General features: G+C 63.0%; 17 protein-coding genes. 9 read left to right on the top strand and 8 right to left on the bottom strand.

What is annotated here, in order from left to right; translation table 11 throughout:
- Positions 1–14: 14 nt before the first annotated feature.
- Positions 15–899, bottom strand: coding sequence for a DMT family transporter (locus LB543_RS10035; protein ID WP_263498658.1), 885 nt, complete (start codon positions 897–899; stop codon positions 15–17).
- A gap of 450 nt (positions 900–1,349) precedes the next feature.
- Between LB543_RS10035 and LB543_RS10030 the strand changes: the two genes are divergently transcribed.
- A complete protein-coding gene (locus LB543_RS10030) occupies positions 1,350–2,453 on the top strand; it encodes an MFS transporter (RefSeq protein ID WP_411908754.1) in 1,104 nt (367 codons plus the stop codon).
- Between the two features lie 16 nt (positions 2,454–2,469).
- Here LB543_RS10030 and LB543_RS10025 read toward each other — a convergent pair whose 3' ends face one another.
- The gene (locus LB543_RS10025) at positions 2,470–2,877 is read right to left on the bottom strand and encodes a DUF2000 family protein (RefSeq protein ID WP_224613969.1); all 408 of its coding nucleotides are present in this window, start codon (positions 2,875–2,877) and stop codon (positions 2,470–2,472) included.
- Between the two features lie 53 nt (positions 2,878–2,930).
- Here LB543_RS10025 and LB543_RS10020 point away from each other — a divergent pair, with 53 nt between their 5' ends.
- Positions 2,931–3,800, top strand: coding sequence for an AraC family transcriptional regulator (locus LB543_RS10020; RefSeq protein ID WP_224613934.1), 870 nt, complete (start codon positions 2,931–2,933; stop codon positions 3,798–3,800).
- A 12-nt stretch (positions 3,801–3,812) separates the two neighbouring features.
- Here LB543_RS10020 and LB543_RS10015 read toward each other — a convergent pair whose 3' ends face one another.
- Positions 3,813–4,283, bottom strand: coding sequence for a MarR family winged helix-turn-helix transcriptional regulator (locus LB543_RS10015; RefSeq protein WP_224590802.1), 471 nt, complete (start codon positions 4,281–4,283; stop codon positions 3,813–3,815).
- A 399-nt stretch (positions 4,284–4,682) separates the two neighbouring features.
- Between LB543_RS10015 and LB543_RS10010 the strand changes: the two genes are divergently transcribed.
- The 4 genes from LB543_RS10010 (at position 4,683) to LB543_RS09995 (ending at position 7,696) form a co-directional block, all read left to right on the top strand.
- A complete protein-coding gene (locus LB543_RS10010) occupies positions 4,683–5,744 on the top strand; it encodes a CobW family GTP-binding protein (RefSeq protein WP_224613933.1) in 1,062 nt (353 codons plus the stop codon).
- Between the two features lie 80 nt (positions 5,745–5,824).
- A complete protein-coding gene (locus LB543_RS10005; protein WP_140757121.1) occupies positions 5,825–6,103 on the top strand; it encodes a DUF1778 domain-containing protein in 279 nt (92 codons plus the stop codon).
- The gene (locus tag LB543_RS10000) at positions 6,100–6,627 is read left to right on the top strand and encodes a GNAT family N-acetyltransferase (RefSeq protein WP_224613932.1); all 528 of its coding nucleotides are present in this window, start codon (positions 6,100–6,102) and stop codon (positions 6,625–6,627) included. The genes LB543_RS10005 and LB543_RS10000 overlap by 4 nt, the downstream gene beginning before the upstream one ends.
- Before the next feature lie 94 nt (positions 6,628–6,721).
- On the top strand, positions 6,722–7,696 hold the full coding sequence (locus LB543_RS09995) for a WD40 repeat domain-containing protein (protein WP_224613930.1): 975 nt from the start codon (positions 6,722–6,724) through the stop codon (positions 7,694–7,696).
- 13 nt (positions 7,697–7,709) lie between these two features.
- Here the strand turns inward: LB543_RS09995 and LB543_RS09990 are convergent, their stop codons facing one another.
- Entirely contained in the window at positions 7,710–8,162 is a 453-nt protein-coding gene (locus LB543_RS09990) for a hypothetical protein (protein ID WP_224613928.1), read from the bottom strand.
- Between the two features lie 151 nt (positions 8,163–8,313).
- Here LB543_RS09990 and LB543_RS09985 point away from each other — a divergent pair, with 151 nt between their 5' ends.
- The 3 genes from LB543_RS09985 to LB543_RS09975 are packed head-to-tail and all read left to right on the top strand — an operon-like array spanning position 8,314 to position 11,951.
- Positions 8,314–9,690: an aspartate aminotransferase family protein gene (locus LB543_RS09985; RefSeq protein WP_224613926.1), complete on the top strand. Its 1,377-nt coding sequence runs from the start codon at positions 8,314–8,316 to the stop codon at positions 9,688–9,690.
- Between the two features lie 32 nt (positions 9,691–9,722).
- Complete coding sequence (locus LB543_RS09980; RefSeq protein WP_224613924.1) at positions 9,723–11,108, top strand: glutamine synthetase family protein; 1,386 nt, start codon at positions 9,723–9,725, stop codon at positions 11,106–11,108.
- 51 nt (positions 11,109–11,159) lie between these two features.
- On the top strand, positions 11,160–11,951 hold the full coding sequence (locus tag LB543_RS09975) for a UdgX family uracil-DNA binding protein (protein ID WP_224613922.1): 792 nt from the start codon (positions 11,160–11,162) through the stop codon (positions 11,949–11,951).
- Positions 11,952–12,056: 105 nt separating this feature from the next.
- Here LB543_RS09975 and LB543_RS09970 read toward each other — a convergent pair whose 3' ends face one another.
- The 4 genes from LB543_RS09970 to LB543_RS09955 all read right to left on the bottom strand — a co-directional run bounded on the left by LB543_RS09970 (position 12,057) and on the right by LB543_RS09955 (position 16,434).
- Positions 12,057–13,322 (bottom strand): glycerate kinase, encoded by a 1,266-nt coding sequence (locus tag LB543_RS09970; RefSeq protein ID WP_224613920.1) that lies wholly within the window; start codon positions 13,320–13,322, stop codon positions 12,057–12,059.
- Positions 13,319–13,822, bottom strand: a complete 504-nt coding sequence (locus tag LB543_RS09965) for a heme-degrading domain-containing protein (protein ID WP_224613919.1) — start codon at positions 13,820–13,822, stop codon at positions 13,319–13,321. Before LB543_RS09965 ends, LB543_RS09970 begins: the two co-directional genes overlap by 4 nt.
- A gap of 78 nt (positions 13,823–13,900) precedes the next feature.
- Positions 13,901–15,214 carry a guanine deaminase gene (gene guaD / locus LB543_RS09960; RefSeq protein WP_224613917.1) on the bottom strand — a complete coding sequence of 438 codons (1,314 nt, stop codon included), beginning with the start codon at positions 15,212–15,214 and terminating at the stop codon, positions 13,901–13,903.
- A 2-nt stretch (positions 15,215–15,216) separates the two neighbouring features.
- Positions 15,217–16,434 (bottom strand): urate hydroxylase PuuD, encoded by a 1,218-nt coding sequence (locus tag LB543_RS09955; RefSeq protein WP_224613915.1) that lies wholly within the window; start codon positions 16,432–16,434, stop codon positions 15,217–15,219.
- Positions 16,435–16,450 lie beyond the last annotated feature (16 nt).

Genomic DNA, 16,450 nt, shown 5'->3' with positions numbered 1-16,450 from the left:
CGATCGGAGGCAAATCAAAGTTTTTTTGCCAGCGCTTCCGCTTCCACATCGGAGGCCGCGCGGCTGCGCAGCCGAAGCCGATGTTCGCGATGGACGATGTAGAGGCCGCTGGCGACCATGATGGCGGCGCCGACCAGCGTCCAGCGGTCCGGGAACTGCTTGAAGACGATCCAGCCGGAAAGGATCATCCACACCATCTGCGAATAGGGATAGGGGGCGAGCGCCGTCGTCGTCGCCAGCCGATAGGCCTGCACCAGCAGCCAGTGGCCGACGCCGCCGAACACGCCAAGCATGAGCAGGACGAACCAGTGCCAGCCATCATGCGGCAAGGAGAAGGAAAACGGCAGCAAGGGCAAGAGCAGCACGGCCGGCGCCAGCGCCGAGAACAGGATCAGGCTTTCCGGCGTCTCGGTCGCCGACATGCGGCGCGTCATGATCACATAGAAGCAGTTCGACAGCATCGAGCCGAGCGCGAAGAGATGTCCGATGCCGAAAACACCGACACCCGGCCTCGTGATGATCAAGACCCCCGCGAAAGCGGCGAGGATCGCCAGCCAGCGCCGCCAGCCGGCCCATTCGCCGAGCAGCGGGCCGGCAAGGGCGGTGATCACCATCGGCCCGAAGAAATAGATCGATGTCGTCTCGGCCAGTTGCAGGGAGCGCAGCGCCAGGACGTTGAAAATGGTCGAGCCGAACAGGAAGGCGCCGCGCATCACATGCGCCGGCAGGTTGACCGGGCGAAATCGCACCGGCTCACGCCAGCCACGCAGCAGCGCCCCGACCAGCACGACATGCACGGCAAAGCGCACCCAGGCGACGATCAGGACGGAGACGCCAGCCAGGACGAGATACTTGCTGGAGGTGTCGAGGAAGGTGAAAAAGACATAGGTGGTCAGCATGCACAGGATCGCCACCGGCGGCGTCGCGCTTTCGACATATCTTTGGGAAGGATTCACGTGCAGGCCGGGGAAAAGCTGGGCTGGAGCCCCACCTTTGCGGGAATTGCGGCTTGCCGGCAAGCCAAAAGCGTCTGGCACAACGAGACGCCAGGACAGGCTTAGTACCCGCTCAGCTCAAGTCTGAGTGCAGGCTCCGTGGTCTTTTTTGTTGATCGACGCCGAAAGCATGCTGCCTTGACGACATGCACCTTTCCGCCTAGCCCTGATAGCATGAACATCGCAATGATTTTCATCGTGGTAGGAGAGCGCATGGGCAGGATGGTGTAACCGTCCGGCGAAAAGCACCCATGCGCGGTAAGCAGGCTCCTGACGGGGCCTTTTTTTATGCCCGGAATCTAGGCCGCCCCGTCAGACCCTCACTTTAATCCCACTGACAAGGCGAACGAGATCATGGCGAGCGATAACCCCATTCCGAGTCCGACCACGGACACAATCAGGAAAATGACATTCTCCGAACCGGCAGTCCCACCCCGGCTAACTACTCTTATCTTGCTTTCGGCTCTTGCGGTGTTGCCGGTGAACATGATTTTGCCGTCGCTGCCGAACATTGCCGCAGCGTTCCAAGCTGATTTCGCGTTGGTCAATCTGTCGGTTGCCGGGTTTGCGATTATCACCGCCCTCATAGAGGCCGTCGGAGGCATGATATCGGACCGATTTGGGCGCAGGCTGGTCGTCTTGGCATCTCTCTCGATCTTCATCGCCGCGTCCATCCGCTGCGCCCTGGCCCCCAACATCGGCATTTTTCTTCTGTTTCGCGCTATGCAAGCTTGCATTGGCCCCTGCTACTCCGTCGCCCTGGTCATCATCAAAGAGACATCAGGTGAGCGCGAAGCCGCCAGCAAATTTGGCTATCTTGCCATGGGTTGGGCGCTCGCACCCATGGTCGGTCCTTTGTTTGGGGGGTCGCTGGACGAACTGTTCGGATGGCGATCGAGCTTCATTGTCTTCGCGATCCTCGGCGCGGCCGCCTTGGCCTTGTCCATGCGCGAGCTCAGAAGAACGGCCATCCCATTGTCGCGATCCAATGGGAACTACGTTGCCTCGTATGGACTGCTCCTCCGGTCAGCGCGGTTTTGGACACACACCTTGTGCATGGCCTGCTCGATGGGCGTGCTTTATGTGTTCCTCGGAGGAGCGCCATTGATCGTCGGTGCTGCGCTCGGTGGATCGAGCATGAAGCTCGGCTTTTACATGGGATTAATCCCGACCGGCTTCATTCTCGGCAGCTATTTGGCGGGGCGTTACGCCTCGAAGATCTCGCTGAGCGCCACACTTGTTTTTGCACGCCTCCTGTCGGTACGGCCGGATCTGGTTGGCACCGCGGCAGGACTAGCCGCCGCAATGAGGATCGGCGGCGGGATCGCCTCCATCGCCGGGCTGTTTCTTGCAGATTCAGCTCCAGCGCTTTTTTCCATGATGCTGGTGTCGGCGGGATTCGCATTGCTGGCGGCACTGTATGCCGCTCTTCTCGATCGGCGGCAGCCAGTCGATTGAGTTTGTGAGTTTGCCTCTACGCATGCATCCGGGCGCCTTTGGTGATCTTGTCGACGACCTTCTTGTCGGCGCGCAGCGCGATGCCGACCACCTTGGCGTCTTCGGGCGCGAATTCGGCAAAGACGGCGCGGTTGGCGGCGTCGAAGCCGGTGGAAAACATCTCCTCGACATAGAGCGAGGTGGCGACGCCGCGTTCCAGCGTGCGCCGGTGGATCGCGGCGAGCGTTGCCTGGTCCGCGGACAGCACGATGACCGGCTGGACCGACAGCGGGTTGTAGAGATTGCCGGCGCGGTCGCGATAGGGCTCGCCGATGATGTCGGGAAATTGCGCGACGATGCCGCTGGTCAGGAAGGCGGTGACGTTGAGTTTCTGCCAGACGGGCAAGTCTTCCCGCAGTACGATTGCAAATTTCGTATCGAACATGAGAAAATGGACCATTCGAGGTTGGACCCCGTGTTGCGAGGCTGAAGGAGACGATGTCGTTCGAACTAGACCGCCAGGCCTTCGAGGGTCTTGGACGTTTGTGCGCCGATGCCGCTGAAAACTGCATCATCTCCGCTCCAGACCCTGCGGGGATGGAGCGCATCGAGGCCCGATTTCACGGCAGCGCCTTCGATCCGCATCGCCACGACACCTATGCGATCGGAGTGACGTTGCGCGGCGTGCAGACCTTCCGCTATCGCGGCGCGGCAAGGCTGAGCCTGCCCGGTCAGGTCATCGTGCTGCATCCGGACGAATTGCACGATGGTGGCGCCGGCACCGAGGAAGGCCTGCGCTACAGGATGCTCTATCTCGAGCCGTCACTGATGCTCGACTGTCTCGGCGGCACGGCGCTACCCTTCGTCAGGGAGGGGGTGGTGACGGACGATGCCTTCTGCGCGACGCTGCTTTCGGCGCTCGGGCCGTTGGAGCAGGAGCTCGACGAGCTGTTCGTCGACGACTTCCTGGCTCAACTGATGCAAAGCCTGACCCGGCATGCCGGCAAGCCGGCAAAGCCACTAGCCGGGACGGCGTGGCGGGCGGCGACACTGGCGCGTGAATATCTCGTGGAAAACCTCGACCGGCCCGTGCGTTCGGACGAGTTGGAAGCCATCACGGGTCTCGACCGCTATGCCCTGTCGAGACATTTCCGCGCGGCCTTCTCGACCAGTCCGCATCGTTTCCTGGTGATGCGCCGGCTTCAGAGCGCGCGCAGGATGATCGCCGCCGGCGAGCCCTTGGCACAGATCGCGATCGAAGCCGGCTTCAGCGACCAGAGCCATTTCAACAGGCAATTCAAGAAGGCGTTCGGCATGACGCCAGGACGCTGGTCGTCCTTAACCCACGGAACTGCCACGGCGGCTTGATTGTCGAAGAGATCAGTCGTCCGTCTCGGCGTCGTCATCGATCAGCACCAGTTCCTCGTTGGAGAGGTTGGCCTCGATGCGGGCAAGCAGCTTGAACAGCGCCTTCTGGTCTTTCTTGTCGAGACCTTTCAGCGCCTGCTTTTCGGTCTTCTTCACCGACTTCTCGATGGCGCGGATGGTTTCACGCCCGGTATCGGTGAGAAAGATGTGCGCCTGGCGGGCATCGGCCTCGGAGGCGCGTTTTTCCAGAAAACCCTGCGCCTGCAGCCGGTTGATGGTCTTGGTGATGGTCGGCGGACGCACGCCAAGACGCCCGGCGAGATTGCCCGGTGTCTGGCCGTCCTCACGGTCCAGCGCCAGCATGATCTGGTCCTGGCCGGCGTAGAAGCCGTGCGCCAGAAGCCGTGCCGCCAGCGCGGTCCTTGCCAGCCTTGCCGCTGAATGCAGCCGGCTCATCGTTGCAGTCTTGTCCGCCTTGGCCATGGTCATCCCTCTTCGGCCGTACCGGTGCGCACAGCATAGACGCAGCCGGCCGGTTGGCAATCGACGATCGAAAAGATTCCGGCATACCAAACAGCTTTGCCGGCAAGCATTTGAGGTGTCCGCCGTGGTGATGCCAGATGTTTATTTCAGTTAGATGACAAACGAGTTTCGCGTGAAGGGAATTCGGAGCAACCGCCGCGCGAATGCGATCCGACGACCGACAGCCCTGGCAAGACGCCCCTTGATCATTCCTCGCCAAGGCGGCGACCGCTTTCCGCAACCACGATGTCACTTTGGCCCATGGTTTGCCCGTGCAAAAGCCCGGCGCACATCCTATATGGAACCGACAATCCCCTTTCGCGGCCTGAATTTCAGGGCCCAGTCATTTCGAGGCAAGCCATGAGCGACGCACAGACGCAGATCCCCGTAACGGTTCTCACCGGCTATCTCGGCGCCGGCAAGACGACGCTGCTCAACCGCATCCTGTCGGAGAACCACGGCAGGCGCTACGCCGTTATCGTCAACGAATTCGGCGAGATCGGCATCGACAACGACCTGATCGTGGAATCCGACGAGGAAATCTACGAGATGAACAATGGCTGCGTCTGCTGCACTGTGCGCGGCGACCTGATCCGCGTCGTCGAGGGCCTGATGCGCCGGCCCGGCCGCTTCGACGCCATCGTCGTCGAAACCACCGGGCTCGCCGATCCGGTGCCGGTGGCGCAGACCTTCTTCATGGACGACGACGTGCGCTCCAAGACCAAGCTCGATGCGGTGGTGGCGCTGGTCGACGCCAAGCATTTGCCGCTGCGGCTGAAGGATTCCAAGGAAGCCGAGGACCAGATCGCCTTCGCCGACGTCGTCGTGCTGAACAAGACCGACCTCGTCACCCCGGAAGAACTCGCCAAGGTCGAAGCGACGATCCGCGCCATCAATCCGGCGGCCAGGATCCACCGCACGACGCGCGCCGGCGTCGCCCTGTCGGAGGTGCTCGACCGCGGCGCTTTCGATCTGTCCAAGGCTTTGGAAAACGATCCGCATTTCCTCGAGGCGCATGACGACCATGATCACCATGACCACGATCATGATCATCACGACCATGATGGCCACGACCACGATGGGCACGACCACCACCATCATGCGCATCCTTCCGACATCCATGACGTGACGGTGCAGTCGGTATCGCTGCGCGGTGGCGAGATGGACCCGAAGAAATTCTTCCCGTGGATCGAGAAGATCACCCAGATGGAAGGCCCCAACATTTTGCGGCTGAAAGGCATCATCGCGCTCAAGGGCGATGACGAGCGCTATGTCATCCAGGGCGTGCACATGATCATCGAAGGCGACCACCAGCGCGCCTGGAAAGACGGCGAGAAGCATGAGAGCCGCCTGGTGTTCATCGGCCGCGAACTCGACGCCGAGCGGCTGAAGAAGAGCTTTGACGCCTGCCAGGCCTCGTAAGGCTGTGTTGATGGACCTTCGAGATTGACTATGGGTCCATGTACACATATCATGTGTACATGGACCCGAGGAGATTTCCGATGCCCAGGTCGGCCGACACCAAAACCGAGCGCTATCAAATCCGCATCGCGCCTGCACAGAAGGCGATGATCGCGCGCGCCGCTGCGCTGTCTCATCAGGACGTTACCGACTTTATTCTCAACAAGGTGGTTCCCGAAGCACAGGCCGTAATCGAAGCAGCCGAGGTTGCGAAAGTGTCCGACCGCGATTTCACACGTATACTCGATCTGCTGGAGAACCCGCCGAAACCCAATGCCAAGCTCCGAGCAGCGATCGCGGCCTTGCCGGATACTCTGTGACGCTTCCCGCCTGGCACGAGGAGCCGATTGCGAAACGCCATGATCGGGCCTCGTTCGATTGCGGCGATGCGCAGATGAACGATTTTCTGCGGCGGTTCGCGCGGCAAAGCCACGAACAGAATGCCGCCAAGACTTTCTGTGCGATCGACGATGCGGCTTTGGACCGGATCCTTGGCTTCTATACCATCGCGCCGTCAGCCATTGCTCACGAAACCGTGCCGGAGACGATGACGAGAGGCTTGGCGCGGCACGAGGTTTCCGGCTTCAAGCTTGCCCGGCTGGCGACCGACCGCAGCGTCGCCAGGCAAGGCCTCGGAGGTCAACTGCTTGCCGCCGCCGCGTTGCGCTGCTTGCGACTTGCCGGCGAAGGTGGCGGCATCCTGCTCATCATCGATGCCAAGAGCGAGCGGGCCGAAAGATGGTATGCCAGCTACGGGGCCGAGCGCCTCCAGGGATCGAACCTGATCTTGGTCATGCCATTGGCGACGTTCGCAACCGATCTGCGGGCGAAAGGGCTGCTTTGATGACAGCCTCTCGCCATCTGATCTGCCGGTTGCCGGAACCGCAAACGTCGAGTAAGCCGACTCTGTAATCTCATCCAGTTGAACGAAGACAATCATGCCCACAGTCGCCCCGCTTGATCTCGAAGGCCATTGCGTCGCCGCCGTCTTCCTCGGCGACGTGCCGCATTTCGCGCTGGCGGATGGCGCTGTCCATCGGCTCGACAATGGCCACAAGACGGTGCAGGCCAACGATGGGCTGCTTGCCGCCTTTCATGACGCGTCCAACGACCGGCTGATCACCGGCGGCGAGGACGGTAAGGTGTTTGCCGTCAAAGCCGGCGGTGAGACCCGGGAGGTGGCAAGCGCCGGCAAGAAATGGATCACCAGCGTTGCCGCCGGGCCGCAAGGCGCCATCGCCTATGCCACGGGCAAGACCGCCTTCGTGCGCTTCGCCGATGGCAAGACCCGGGAATTCGCCCATCCGCGCTCGGTCGAGGGCCTGGCTTTCTCGCCAAAGGGCATGCGCTTCGGCGTTGCCCGCTACAATGGCGCGACGCTGCATTTCCCCGCCGCGGAGGGCAAGCCGGTGGAACTGGAATGGGCGGGCGCGCACACAGGCATAACCTTCTCGCCGGACGGCGCCTTTCTGGTCACCACCATGCAGGAAAACGCCCTGCATGGCTGGAAGCTCGCCGACGGCAAGCACATGCGCATGAGCGGCTATCCCGGCAAGGTCAAAAGCCTGTCGTGGAGCGTGAAAGGCAAGTGGCTGGCCAGTTCCGGCGCGCCGGCGGCGATCGTCTGGCCGTTTTCGGCCAAGGACGGGCCGATGGGCAAGGCGCCGCTGGAACTCGGCACGCGAGGCAATGCCATGGTGACGGCGGTCGCTTGCCACCCGAGCCAGGATGTCGTGGCCGTCGGCTATGACGACGGCATGGTGATGGCGGTGCGCTTCGCCGATGCCAAGGAAGTGCTTTTGCGGCGCCCGGGCAAAGGCGCCATCACCGCGATGATGTGGGACAAGGAAGAACGCCGTGTCGCCTTCGGCAGTGCCGCCGGCGACTGCGGCGTCATCGACATCACTGCGTAGTCCGGATGGCCGATCACTCGGCGCCGCAGGACATCTTGCCAATCAGATCGACTGGCTTGTCGTCGCTGTCCTTGTCGGCCGTGCCGTCATAGACAGCGAGCTTGCAATCTCCATCATAGACCCCTTCGTCGCTGGCCCTGGTCAGGATTGTCAGTTCGATCGAACTGAAGGTCTTGGCCATCTCCTGCTCATGATAGATGTTCAGCCACAGTTCCTTGTTGTCGAGCCAGTACTGGGTGAGGTTGGGGTTCTCAAAAGTGGTCTTTCGCAACTGATCGCCGATGGGCCTTGCCTTGATTTCGAGGTCGCCGCGAAAATTGAAGGTCGGGCCGCCCATGCCGGTGGTGACGCCGGCATCGACCTGGAATTTCACCTGTGGATCATCGACGGAGCACCAGATGCCGCCGGTCGCGAACGCCGTGCCAGCTGACGGGAACAGTGCCGCCACGCAGATGATCGTCCGCATTTCCCTTGCCCCAATTGCCGTCCCATTGACGCCGACTTCGCGCAGAGCGTCAAGCGCGCCCAGCACGGGCTGAGCCAATGCAGAACGGACGCGCGGCCGATTGCCGATGCGGAGGTGGATTGGCTAAGAGGGACGGGCCAGAGGGGTTTTCATGCACAGCGACAGTTCGACGACCGTAGGCGGCATCAGCCGCGACCGCATTGCGCAATTGCGCGAGGCGGAAGGCGCTGCCTTCCGCAAGGCGCGGCCTAGATCGCAAGCCAAGGTCGGCAACGGCCTGCCCGGCTTCTTCGGCGGCGTGCCGATGCACTGGATGAACGACTGGCCGACGCCGTTTCCGATCCTGGTCGACAGCGCCCGAGGCGCCACGATCACCGACATGGACGGCAACAAGCTCGACGACTTCTGCCTCGGCGACACCGGTTCGATGTTCGGTCACTCGCCGCCACCGGTGGCGCGTGCCATTCGCCGCCAGGCCGGGCGCGGCCTGACCTACATGCTGCCTTCGGAAGACGCACTCGCCATCGGGCCGCTGCTGCAGCAGCGGTTCGGCCTGCCGTTCTGGCAGATCGCGACGACGGCGACCGACGCCAACCGGTTCGCCCTGCGCGTCGCCCGCGCCGTCACCGGAAGAGAAAAAATCCTGGTCTTCAACGGCTGCTATCACGGCTCGGTGGACGAGACGATGGTGCGGCTGATCGACGGCAAGCCCGTCAACCGGCCAGGACTGGCGGGCGAGTTCCGCGACCTGACCCGCACGGCCAAGGTCATCGAATTCAACGATGTCGCCGCACTGGCAGCCGCGCTGAAGGACAGGGATGTCGCTTGCGTCATTGCCGAGCCGGTGCTGACCAATTCCTGCATGGTGCTGGCCGATCCTGGCTACCACGAGACACTGCGAAAGTTGACGCGCGAAGCGGGCACGCTGCTTTTGATCGACGAGACGCACACGATCTCGACCGGCCCGGGCGGCTACACCAGGAAATATGGGCTGGAGCCGGACTTGTTCGTGCTGGGCAAGCCGATTGCCGGCGGCGTGCCGGCGAGCGTGTGGGGAATGAGCGATGAAGTCGCCTCGCGCTATGCCGACTACAACAGGACGAAAGAACCGGGTTATTCCGGCATGGGCACGACGCTGTCGGCCAACCCGCTGCAATTCGCCGCCATGCGCGCCACGCTCGAGGAGGTGATGACGCAGGAGAATTACGACCGCATGGATCATCTGGCGCGGCGGCTCGATGTCGGACTGACCGGCGTGATCGATCGTTACAACCTGCCCTGGCATGTTTCCCGTGTCGGGGCCCGCGTCGAGTTCATCTGCGTGCCCGGCCCGCTGCGCAATGGCGCCGAGGCCGAGGGCGCGCATGCGCCGGAACTGGAAGCCGCCATCCATGTCGCGCTGGTCAATCGCGGCGTGCTGATCGCACCCTTCCACAACATGATGTTGATCTCGCCGGCGACGTCAGGCGCCCAGGTCAGCCGGCTGATCACCGCTTTTGGCGCGGTTGCGGCAAAGCTTGCGGCATGAGACAAGCCACCAAGCCAAACCCGAGTTCCATCATGAGTTCACCTTCGGGCTCCACGCCCACCGAGGCGCAAGCCTTCCTCGACGCCCATCCCGAGATCGAGGCCTTCGATATCGTGCTGACCGACGCCAATGGCGTCGGGCGCGGCAAGATCGTGCGCCGGCATGAGCTGAAAAGCATTTTCGAAGGCGGCCGGCACATGCCGATCTCCATCCTCGGCCTCGACATTACCGGCGAGGATGTGCATGAAACCGGGCTGATCTGGGACAGCGGCGACGGCGATCTCAGGGCCTGGCCGATTCCCGGCACGCTGGTGCCGCTTTACGGCACGAACCCGCCGCGCGGCCAGGTGCTGATGGCGATGTATCATCTCGACGGCCAGCCAATGTCATCGGACCCGCGGCTGGCGCTTGCCCGGCAGGTCGACATACTGGCTGCCAAGGGCCTCTATCCGGCTGGCGCCTTTGAACTCGAGTTTTTTCTGCTGGCCAATGAGCGCGATGCCGACGGCAAGGTGCAGCCGGCGCGCGCGGTGCTCGACGGCCGCGTCTCGGGCAAGACGGAAGTCTATTCCGTCGATCATCTGCACGGCATGGAGCCTCTGTTCTCCGACATCTACGCCGCCGCCAAGGCGCAAGGCATTCCGGCCGAGACGGTGATTTCCGAATATGCGCCTGGCCAGTACGAGCTGACGCTGAACTACCGCAAGGACGTGATGCGGGCGGCAGACGATCTGGTCATGCTGAAGCGGCTGGTGCGGGCGCAGGCGCGCCGCCACGGCGTCACCGCCTGCTTCATGGCCAAGCCGATCGAGAAATATGCCGGCTCCGGCATGCATTTCCACGTCTCGCTGCAGGACAAGGACGGCCGAAACGTCTTTTCGGAAGCCGCCGGCGAAAACTGGTCGCTGCCGCTGCTGCGTGGCCTCGGCGGGCTGATCCAGACCATGGCGGAATCGATGCTGGTGTTTGCGCCGCACGCCAATTCCTGGCGCCGCTTCGTCTCGCAATCCTATGCGCCGGTGGCACCGACCTGGGGCGTCAACAACCGCTCGGTGGCGTTGCGCGTGCCGGCGGGCGACGCGAAAAACCGGCGCATCGAGCATCGGCCGTCCGGCGTCGACGCCAATCCCTATCTGATCGCCGCGACGGTGCTCGCCGGCATTGTCAAAGGCCTCGACGAAGGGCTCGATCCAGGTCCTGAAACGACTGGCAATGGCTATGAGGCGGCCGTCACCCGTACGACGATGCCCGCCGATTGGCGCGCCGCCATCGAAGCGGCCAAGGCGTCCAGCTTCCTGAAGGGCGCGCTCGGCGAGGACTTGCACCGCACCTTCGTGGCGATCAAGCAGTCCGAATACCTGCGCGTGGCGCGTACGGTCAGCGAGCTGGACTATCATCTCTACCTGCACGAAGTCTGATGGCTGGACGACCCGACGGCGATCGCTTTTTCGCCGTCACCCTCAAATCAGGTGGCGTACCGGCCCTCCAGACAGAAATATCGGCGGAACCTTCCCGAGGCCTCGCTCATTCCTGACGTGATCGCGGGAGCGGACAAGGCCGCCAGAGATATGATTGCGAAGATGCCGACAACGCCTGCGCCGCACCATGCCAAGGTGCAGGCGAGGCACTGGCCGAAGCGTGAGCCAGCCGAGATGCCTGATGACGATGCCGCGGACACGGTTCCCGAATTGCGCGAGGCCGCGAAGGGATGCCGCCGCTGTCCGCTTTGGCGCGATGCGACGCAGACCGTATTCGGTGAAGGGCCTGACAATGCCAAGGTGATTTTTGTCGGCGAACAGCCGGGCGACCAGGAAGACCTCGTCGGCCAGCCGTTCGTGGGGCCGGCCGGCAAGATCTTTGATGCCATATTGGATGATGCCGGGGTCGACCGCCTGAAGGTCTACGTCACCAACGCGGTCAAGCACTTCAAATTCGAACCGCGCGGCAAGCGGCGCATCCATTCCAAGCCCAATGTCGGCGAGGTTCAAGCCTGCCGCTGGTGGCTCGACCAGGAGTTTGACCTGATCAAGCCGAACCTCGCCGTGGCGCTCGGCGCCACGGCAGCATTGTCGCTGCTCGGCAAAGCCACACCGGTGACGAAAATGCGCGGCCAGATGATCGAACGCGAGGATGGCTTGCGTGTCTTCATCACCGTCCATCCCTCCTTCATCCTGCGCATTCGGGATCACGCCGACAAGGAAGCTGAACGCGAGCGGTTTTTGCGCGATATGAAGCAGGTGAAGAAGCTGATGGCCGCTTGAGCATAAAGGAAGCCTCTCTGAATTCGTCATCCACGGGCGGAGCAAGGAGCGTAGCGACGCAACGCAACGCAGACCCGAGGATGACGAACGTTTGAGGCTGTGAAGCTAACGAACGAGAATTGCCCTCAAATCGTTGACGTTCGTGCCGGTCGGGCCGGGTACGAAAAGATCACCGACGGCGTTGAAGGCTGTCCAGGCATTGTTGCCGGCCAGCATCGCCTTGGCATCGACGCCCGCCGCGCGCATGCGCGAAACCGTCGAACCATCGGCGAAGGCACCGGCATTGTCTTCAGAACCGTCGATGCCGTCGGTATCGGCCGCCAAGGCGTGAATGCCTTCCACGCCGCTGATGCCGATGGCGAAGGCGAGCAGGAATTCCGAGTTGCGGCCACCCTTGCCCTTTGCCCGCAACGTCACGGTGGTCTCACCGCCCGAAAGGATCAGAACCGGCTTTTGGAAGGGCCGGCTGCGCGTCGACACTTCGCGGGCGATTGCCGCATGGACGCCGCCGACCTCGCGTGCTTCGCCTTCGATTGCATCGGAAAGGATGACGGCTTCTATGCCTTGCCGCCTCGCTTCCACTGCTGCCGCTTCCAGCGACACGCCGGCAGAGGCGATCAGATGCACCTCGTTGCGCGAAAAGCGCTGATCGTCGGGATCTGGTGCATCGGCCGCCGGCGACTGGATGTGCGCCATCACCGAGGCCGGCAGGTTCATGCCATAGGCGGATATCGAGGCCAGCGCGTCTTCACGGCTGCCGGTATCGGGAACGGTCGGGCCTGATGCGACCAGGGCCGGATTGTCGCCGGGAATGTCGGAGACCACCAGCGAGACCACCTTGGCCGGCCAGGCGGCGGCAGCCAGCCGGCCGCCCTTGATGGTGGAGAGGTGCTTGCGGATGGTGTTCATCGCCGCGATCGGCGCGCCCGAGGCGAGCAGCGCCTCGTTGACGGCGATCTCGTCGGCCAGTGTCAGGCCGGCAGCGGGAGACGGCAGCAGCGCCGAGCCGCCGCCGGAAATCAGCGCTACGACCAGATCGTCCGCCGTCAGCCCTTGCACCTTCTCCAGCAGCCGCCGCGAGGCCTCGAGCCCGGCGGCGTCCGGCACCGGATGCGCCGCTTCGATGATCTCGATGCGCTCGCATTGGGCGCCATAGCCGTAGCGGGTGACGACCAGCCCTTCGATCGGGCCATCCCAGACCTTCTCTAACGCCGCCGCCATCTGCGCCGAGCCCTTGCCGGCGCCGATGACGATGGTGCGGCCCCTGGGCCTGGCCGGCAAATGGTCGCGGATGGTGCGCTCCGGATCGGCGGCGGCGACAGCGGCATTGAAGATCGAGGTAAGAAAAACCTTGGGATCGGGCACGGTCATTCGGGGTCCGCGGACAACGCCAGTCCGCGCCTGTCCATGCCCAGGTGATCGCACAGCGCATCGACCACCACGCCATGATCCTGGCGCTCCGGCAGGCCGGACACCGCGATCACGCCGATGACACCAGCGCCCTTGACCGTGACCGGGAAGCCGCCGCCGGCGAGCACATAGTCCGAAATATCCAGCCCCTCGCCGATCTTGAAGGTGCGGTCGGAGCGCTGCTGCTCCAGGACCAGACGATAAGTGCTTCTGAGATAGCGCTTCACGACATTGATCTTGCGCCGCGCCCAGTCGGGGTTGGAAGCGTTCGAACCCGGCATGGCGGCATAGAACAGGGGCCGATCCCATAGCCTGATATCGACGATGATCGGCAGATTCTCGGCAATTGCACGACCACGGATGGCTGCGCCGATCTCGAAGGCGACGGGCTCGTCGAAAGCCTTGAAGACAAGGGTCTCTTCCTGTCTCTTGATCAGAGCGATGTCGTCAGCAACGGCCATGTCGTTCCCCTGTCAACTTCGTCGCACGCTTTGACCGATGGCTGCCGCCGGGTCAAGCAAGGAACGCACGAGCAGCGCCTAATTCGCCATGTCGCTCTTGGCAGGCCGCCCCGCGACATAGACCTCGCGCACGGCGCGGTCGTCGCCCAGCGTCTGCAGCAGGAACAATTCCTGCGCCAGCGTCTCGGCCGTTTCCATCCTGAGCCGCATGGCGGGCGTTGCGCGGGCATCGAGCACGACGATGTCCGCATCGGTGCCTTGCTCCAGCGTGCCGATCTTGTCAGCCACCGACAGCGCCTCGGCATTGCCGCGCGTGATCTGCCAGAAGGACTGGAACGGGTTCAGCTTCTCGCCATTGAGCGCGATCACCTTGTAGCCCTCATCCATGGTGCGCAGCATGGAATAGTTGGTTCCGCCGCCGACATCGGTGGCGGACGCTATGCGCAACCGCTTGTCGCGGCGGCGAAAGCGCTGATAGTCAAACAGGCCTGAGCCGAGGAACAGGTTCGAGGTCGGGCAGAAGACGGCCACCGAACCACTATCCGAAAGCGCGTCCGCCTCGCGCTCCGACAGATGGATGCAGTGGCCGAACAGGCTCTTCTTGCCCAGCAGCCCGTAATGCTCGTAGACGTCGGTGTAGTCGCGCGACCAAGGGTAGAGCTGCTGCGTGAAGGCGATCTCGGCGTGGTTTTCCGACAGATGCGTCTGCATGTGCAGGCCGGGATGTTCGCGGCTCAGCGCGCCGGCCATCTCCATCTGCTCCGGTGACGAGGTGATGGCGAAGCGTGGCGTGATGGCATAGTGCTGCCTTCCCTTGCCGTGCCACTCCGCGATCAGTGCCTTGGTATCGTCATAGCCGGATTGCGGCGTATCGAGCACACCTTCGGGCGCGTTGCGGTCCATCATCACCTTGCCGGCGATGTTGAGCATGTCGCGCGCATGCGACTCGGCGAAGAAGGCTTCCGCCGAGGCCTTGTGCACCGAGCAATAGGCGGCAACCGTCGTGGTGCCGTGGCGCACCGTCTCGTCAAGGAACAGGCGCGCGATGCGGCGGCCATGCTGAGCGTTGGCGAATTTGGTTTCTTCGGGAAAGGTGTAGGTGTTCAGCCAGTCGAGCAGTTCGGCGCCATAGGACGCGATGATCTGCATCTGCGGGAAATGCACATGGGCATCGATGAAGCCCGGCAGCAGCAGATGCGGCCGGTGATCGATTTTTTTCACCGTCTCGCCGGCCTGTTTCTCGACCTCGGCATAGGCGCCTGCTGCAACGATCCTGCCGTCGCTTATCAGCAGGCCGCCATCCTCCTCGTAGCGCCAGGCGGAGTGGTCGTCGATGGTTTGCGGCCAGCGCACGAAGGACAGCGTGCGGCCACGCAGAAGTGTCGAGGTCATGCTTATTTCCCCGCGCCTTCGAACCAGGCCACCAGCAGCGCCCGTTCCTTGTCGGTGATCTGGCTGACATTGGCGGGCGGCATGGCGTGGCTGCGCCCGGCCTGCAGGTAGATTTCGCGGGCATGCTCGGCGATGCCGGCGTCCGTATCCAGCATCACCCCCTTGGGCGCGTGATAGATGCCCTCATAGACCGGCTCCTGCGCATGGCACATCGAGCAGCGGCCGAGCACGGTGTCGCGCACGGCCGGGAAATGCGCCGAGGCGATATAGATGTCCGCCGAGGCGGAGGCCTTCGGTTCGCCGGTGAGCACCTTCGGCACGGTCGACAGCCAGATGATGATGAGGAACAGGACAAGGGCGCCCAGCCACGTCCAGTGCGGGTTGCCGGCGCGCTTGTGCACGGTGTTGAAATAATGCCGGATCAGGACGCCGATGATGAACACCAGCGAGGCGATGACCCAGTTGAACTGCGTGCCGAACGCCAGCGGATAATGGTTCGACAGCATCAGGAACAGCACCGGCAGCGTCAGGTAGTTGTTGTGGAGCGAACGCTGCTTGGCGATCTTGCCGTATTTCGGATCCGGCTTGCGGCCGGCGATGAGGTCGGCGACGACGATCTTCTGGTTGGGAATGATGACCATGAAGACATTGGCCGACATGATCGTGGCGGTGATGGCGCCCAGATGCAGGAAGGCGGCGCGGCCGGTGAACAGATGGGTCAGCCCCCAGGCAATGAAGACCAGCACGCAATAGAGCACCAGCATCAGGCCGGTGTCGCTTTTGCCGAGCGGCGAGCGGCACAAGAGATCATAGACGACCCAGCCGACGCCGATCGTGGCCATAGACAGCAGGATGCCGACCGGCACCGACATCGGCAGCACGTTGGGATCGATCAGGAACAGGTCGGCTCCGGCATAGTAGACCACGCAAAGCATGGCGAAGCCGGACAGCCAGGTGGCATAGGATTCCCATTTGAACCAGGTCAGGTGCTCGGGCATCTCCGCCGGCGCCACCAGATATTTCTGGATGTGGTAGAAGCCGCCGCCATGCACCTGCCATTCCTCGCCGAAGGCGCCGACCGGCATGCCGGGTCGCTGGCGCAGGCCAAGATCGAGCGCGACGAAGTAGAAGGACGAGCCGATCCAGGCGATGCCGGTGACGACGTGCAGCCAGCGCACGGCGAAGCTCAGCCAGTCCCAGAAAATCGCGAAATCCATCATTGAAGTCGTCCCTGCC

This window comes from Mesorhizobium sp. ESP7-2 (genome assembly GCF_020164715.1).
Classification (GTDB): Bacteria; Pseudomonadota; Alphaproteobacteria; order Rhizobiales; family Rhizobiaceae; genus Mesorhizobium.
Note: the sequence above shows the minus strand (reverse complement) of the source record. Positions and strands in the feature narration are given on the sequence as shown.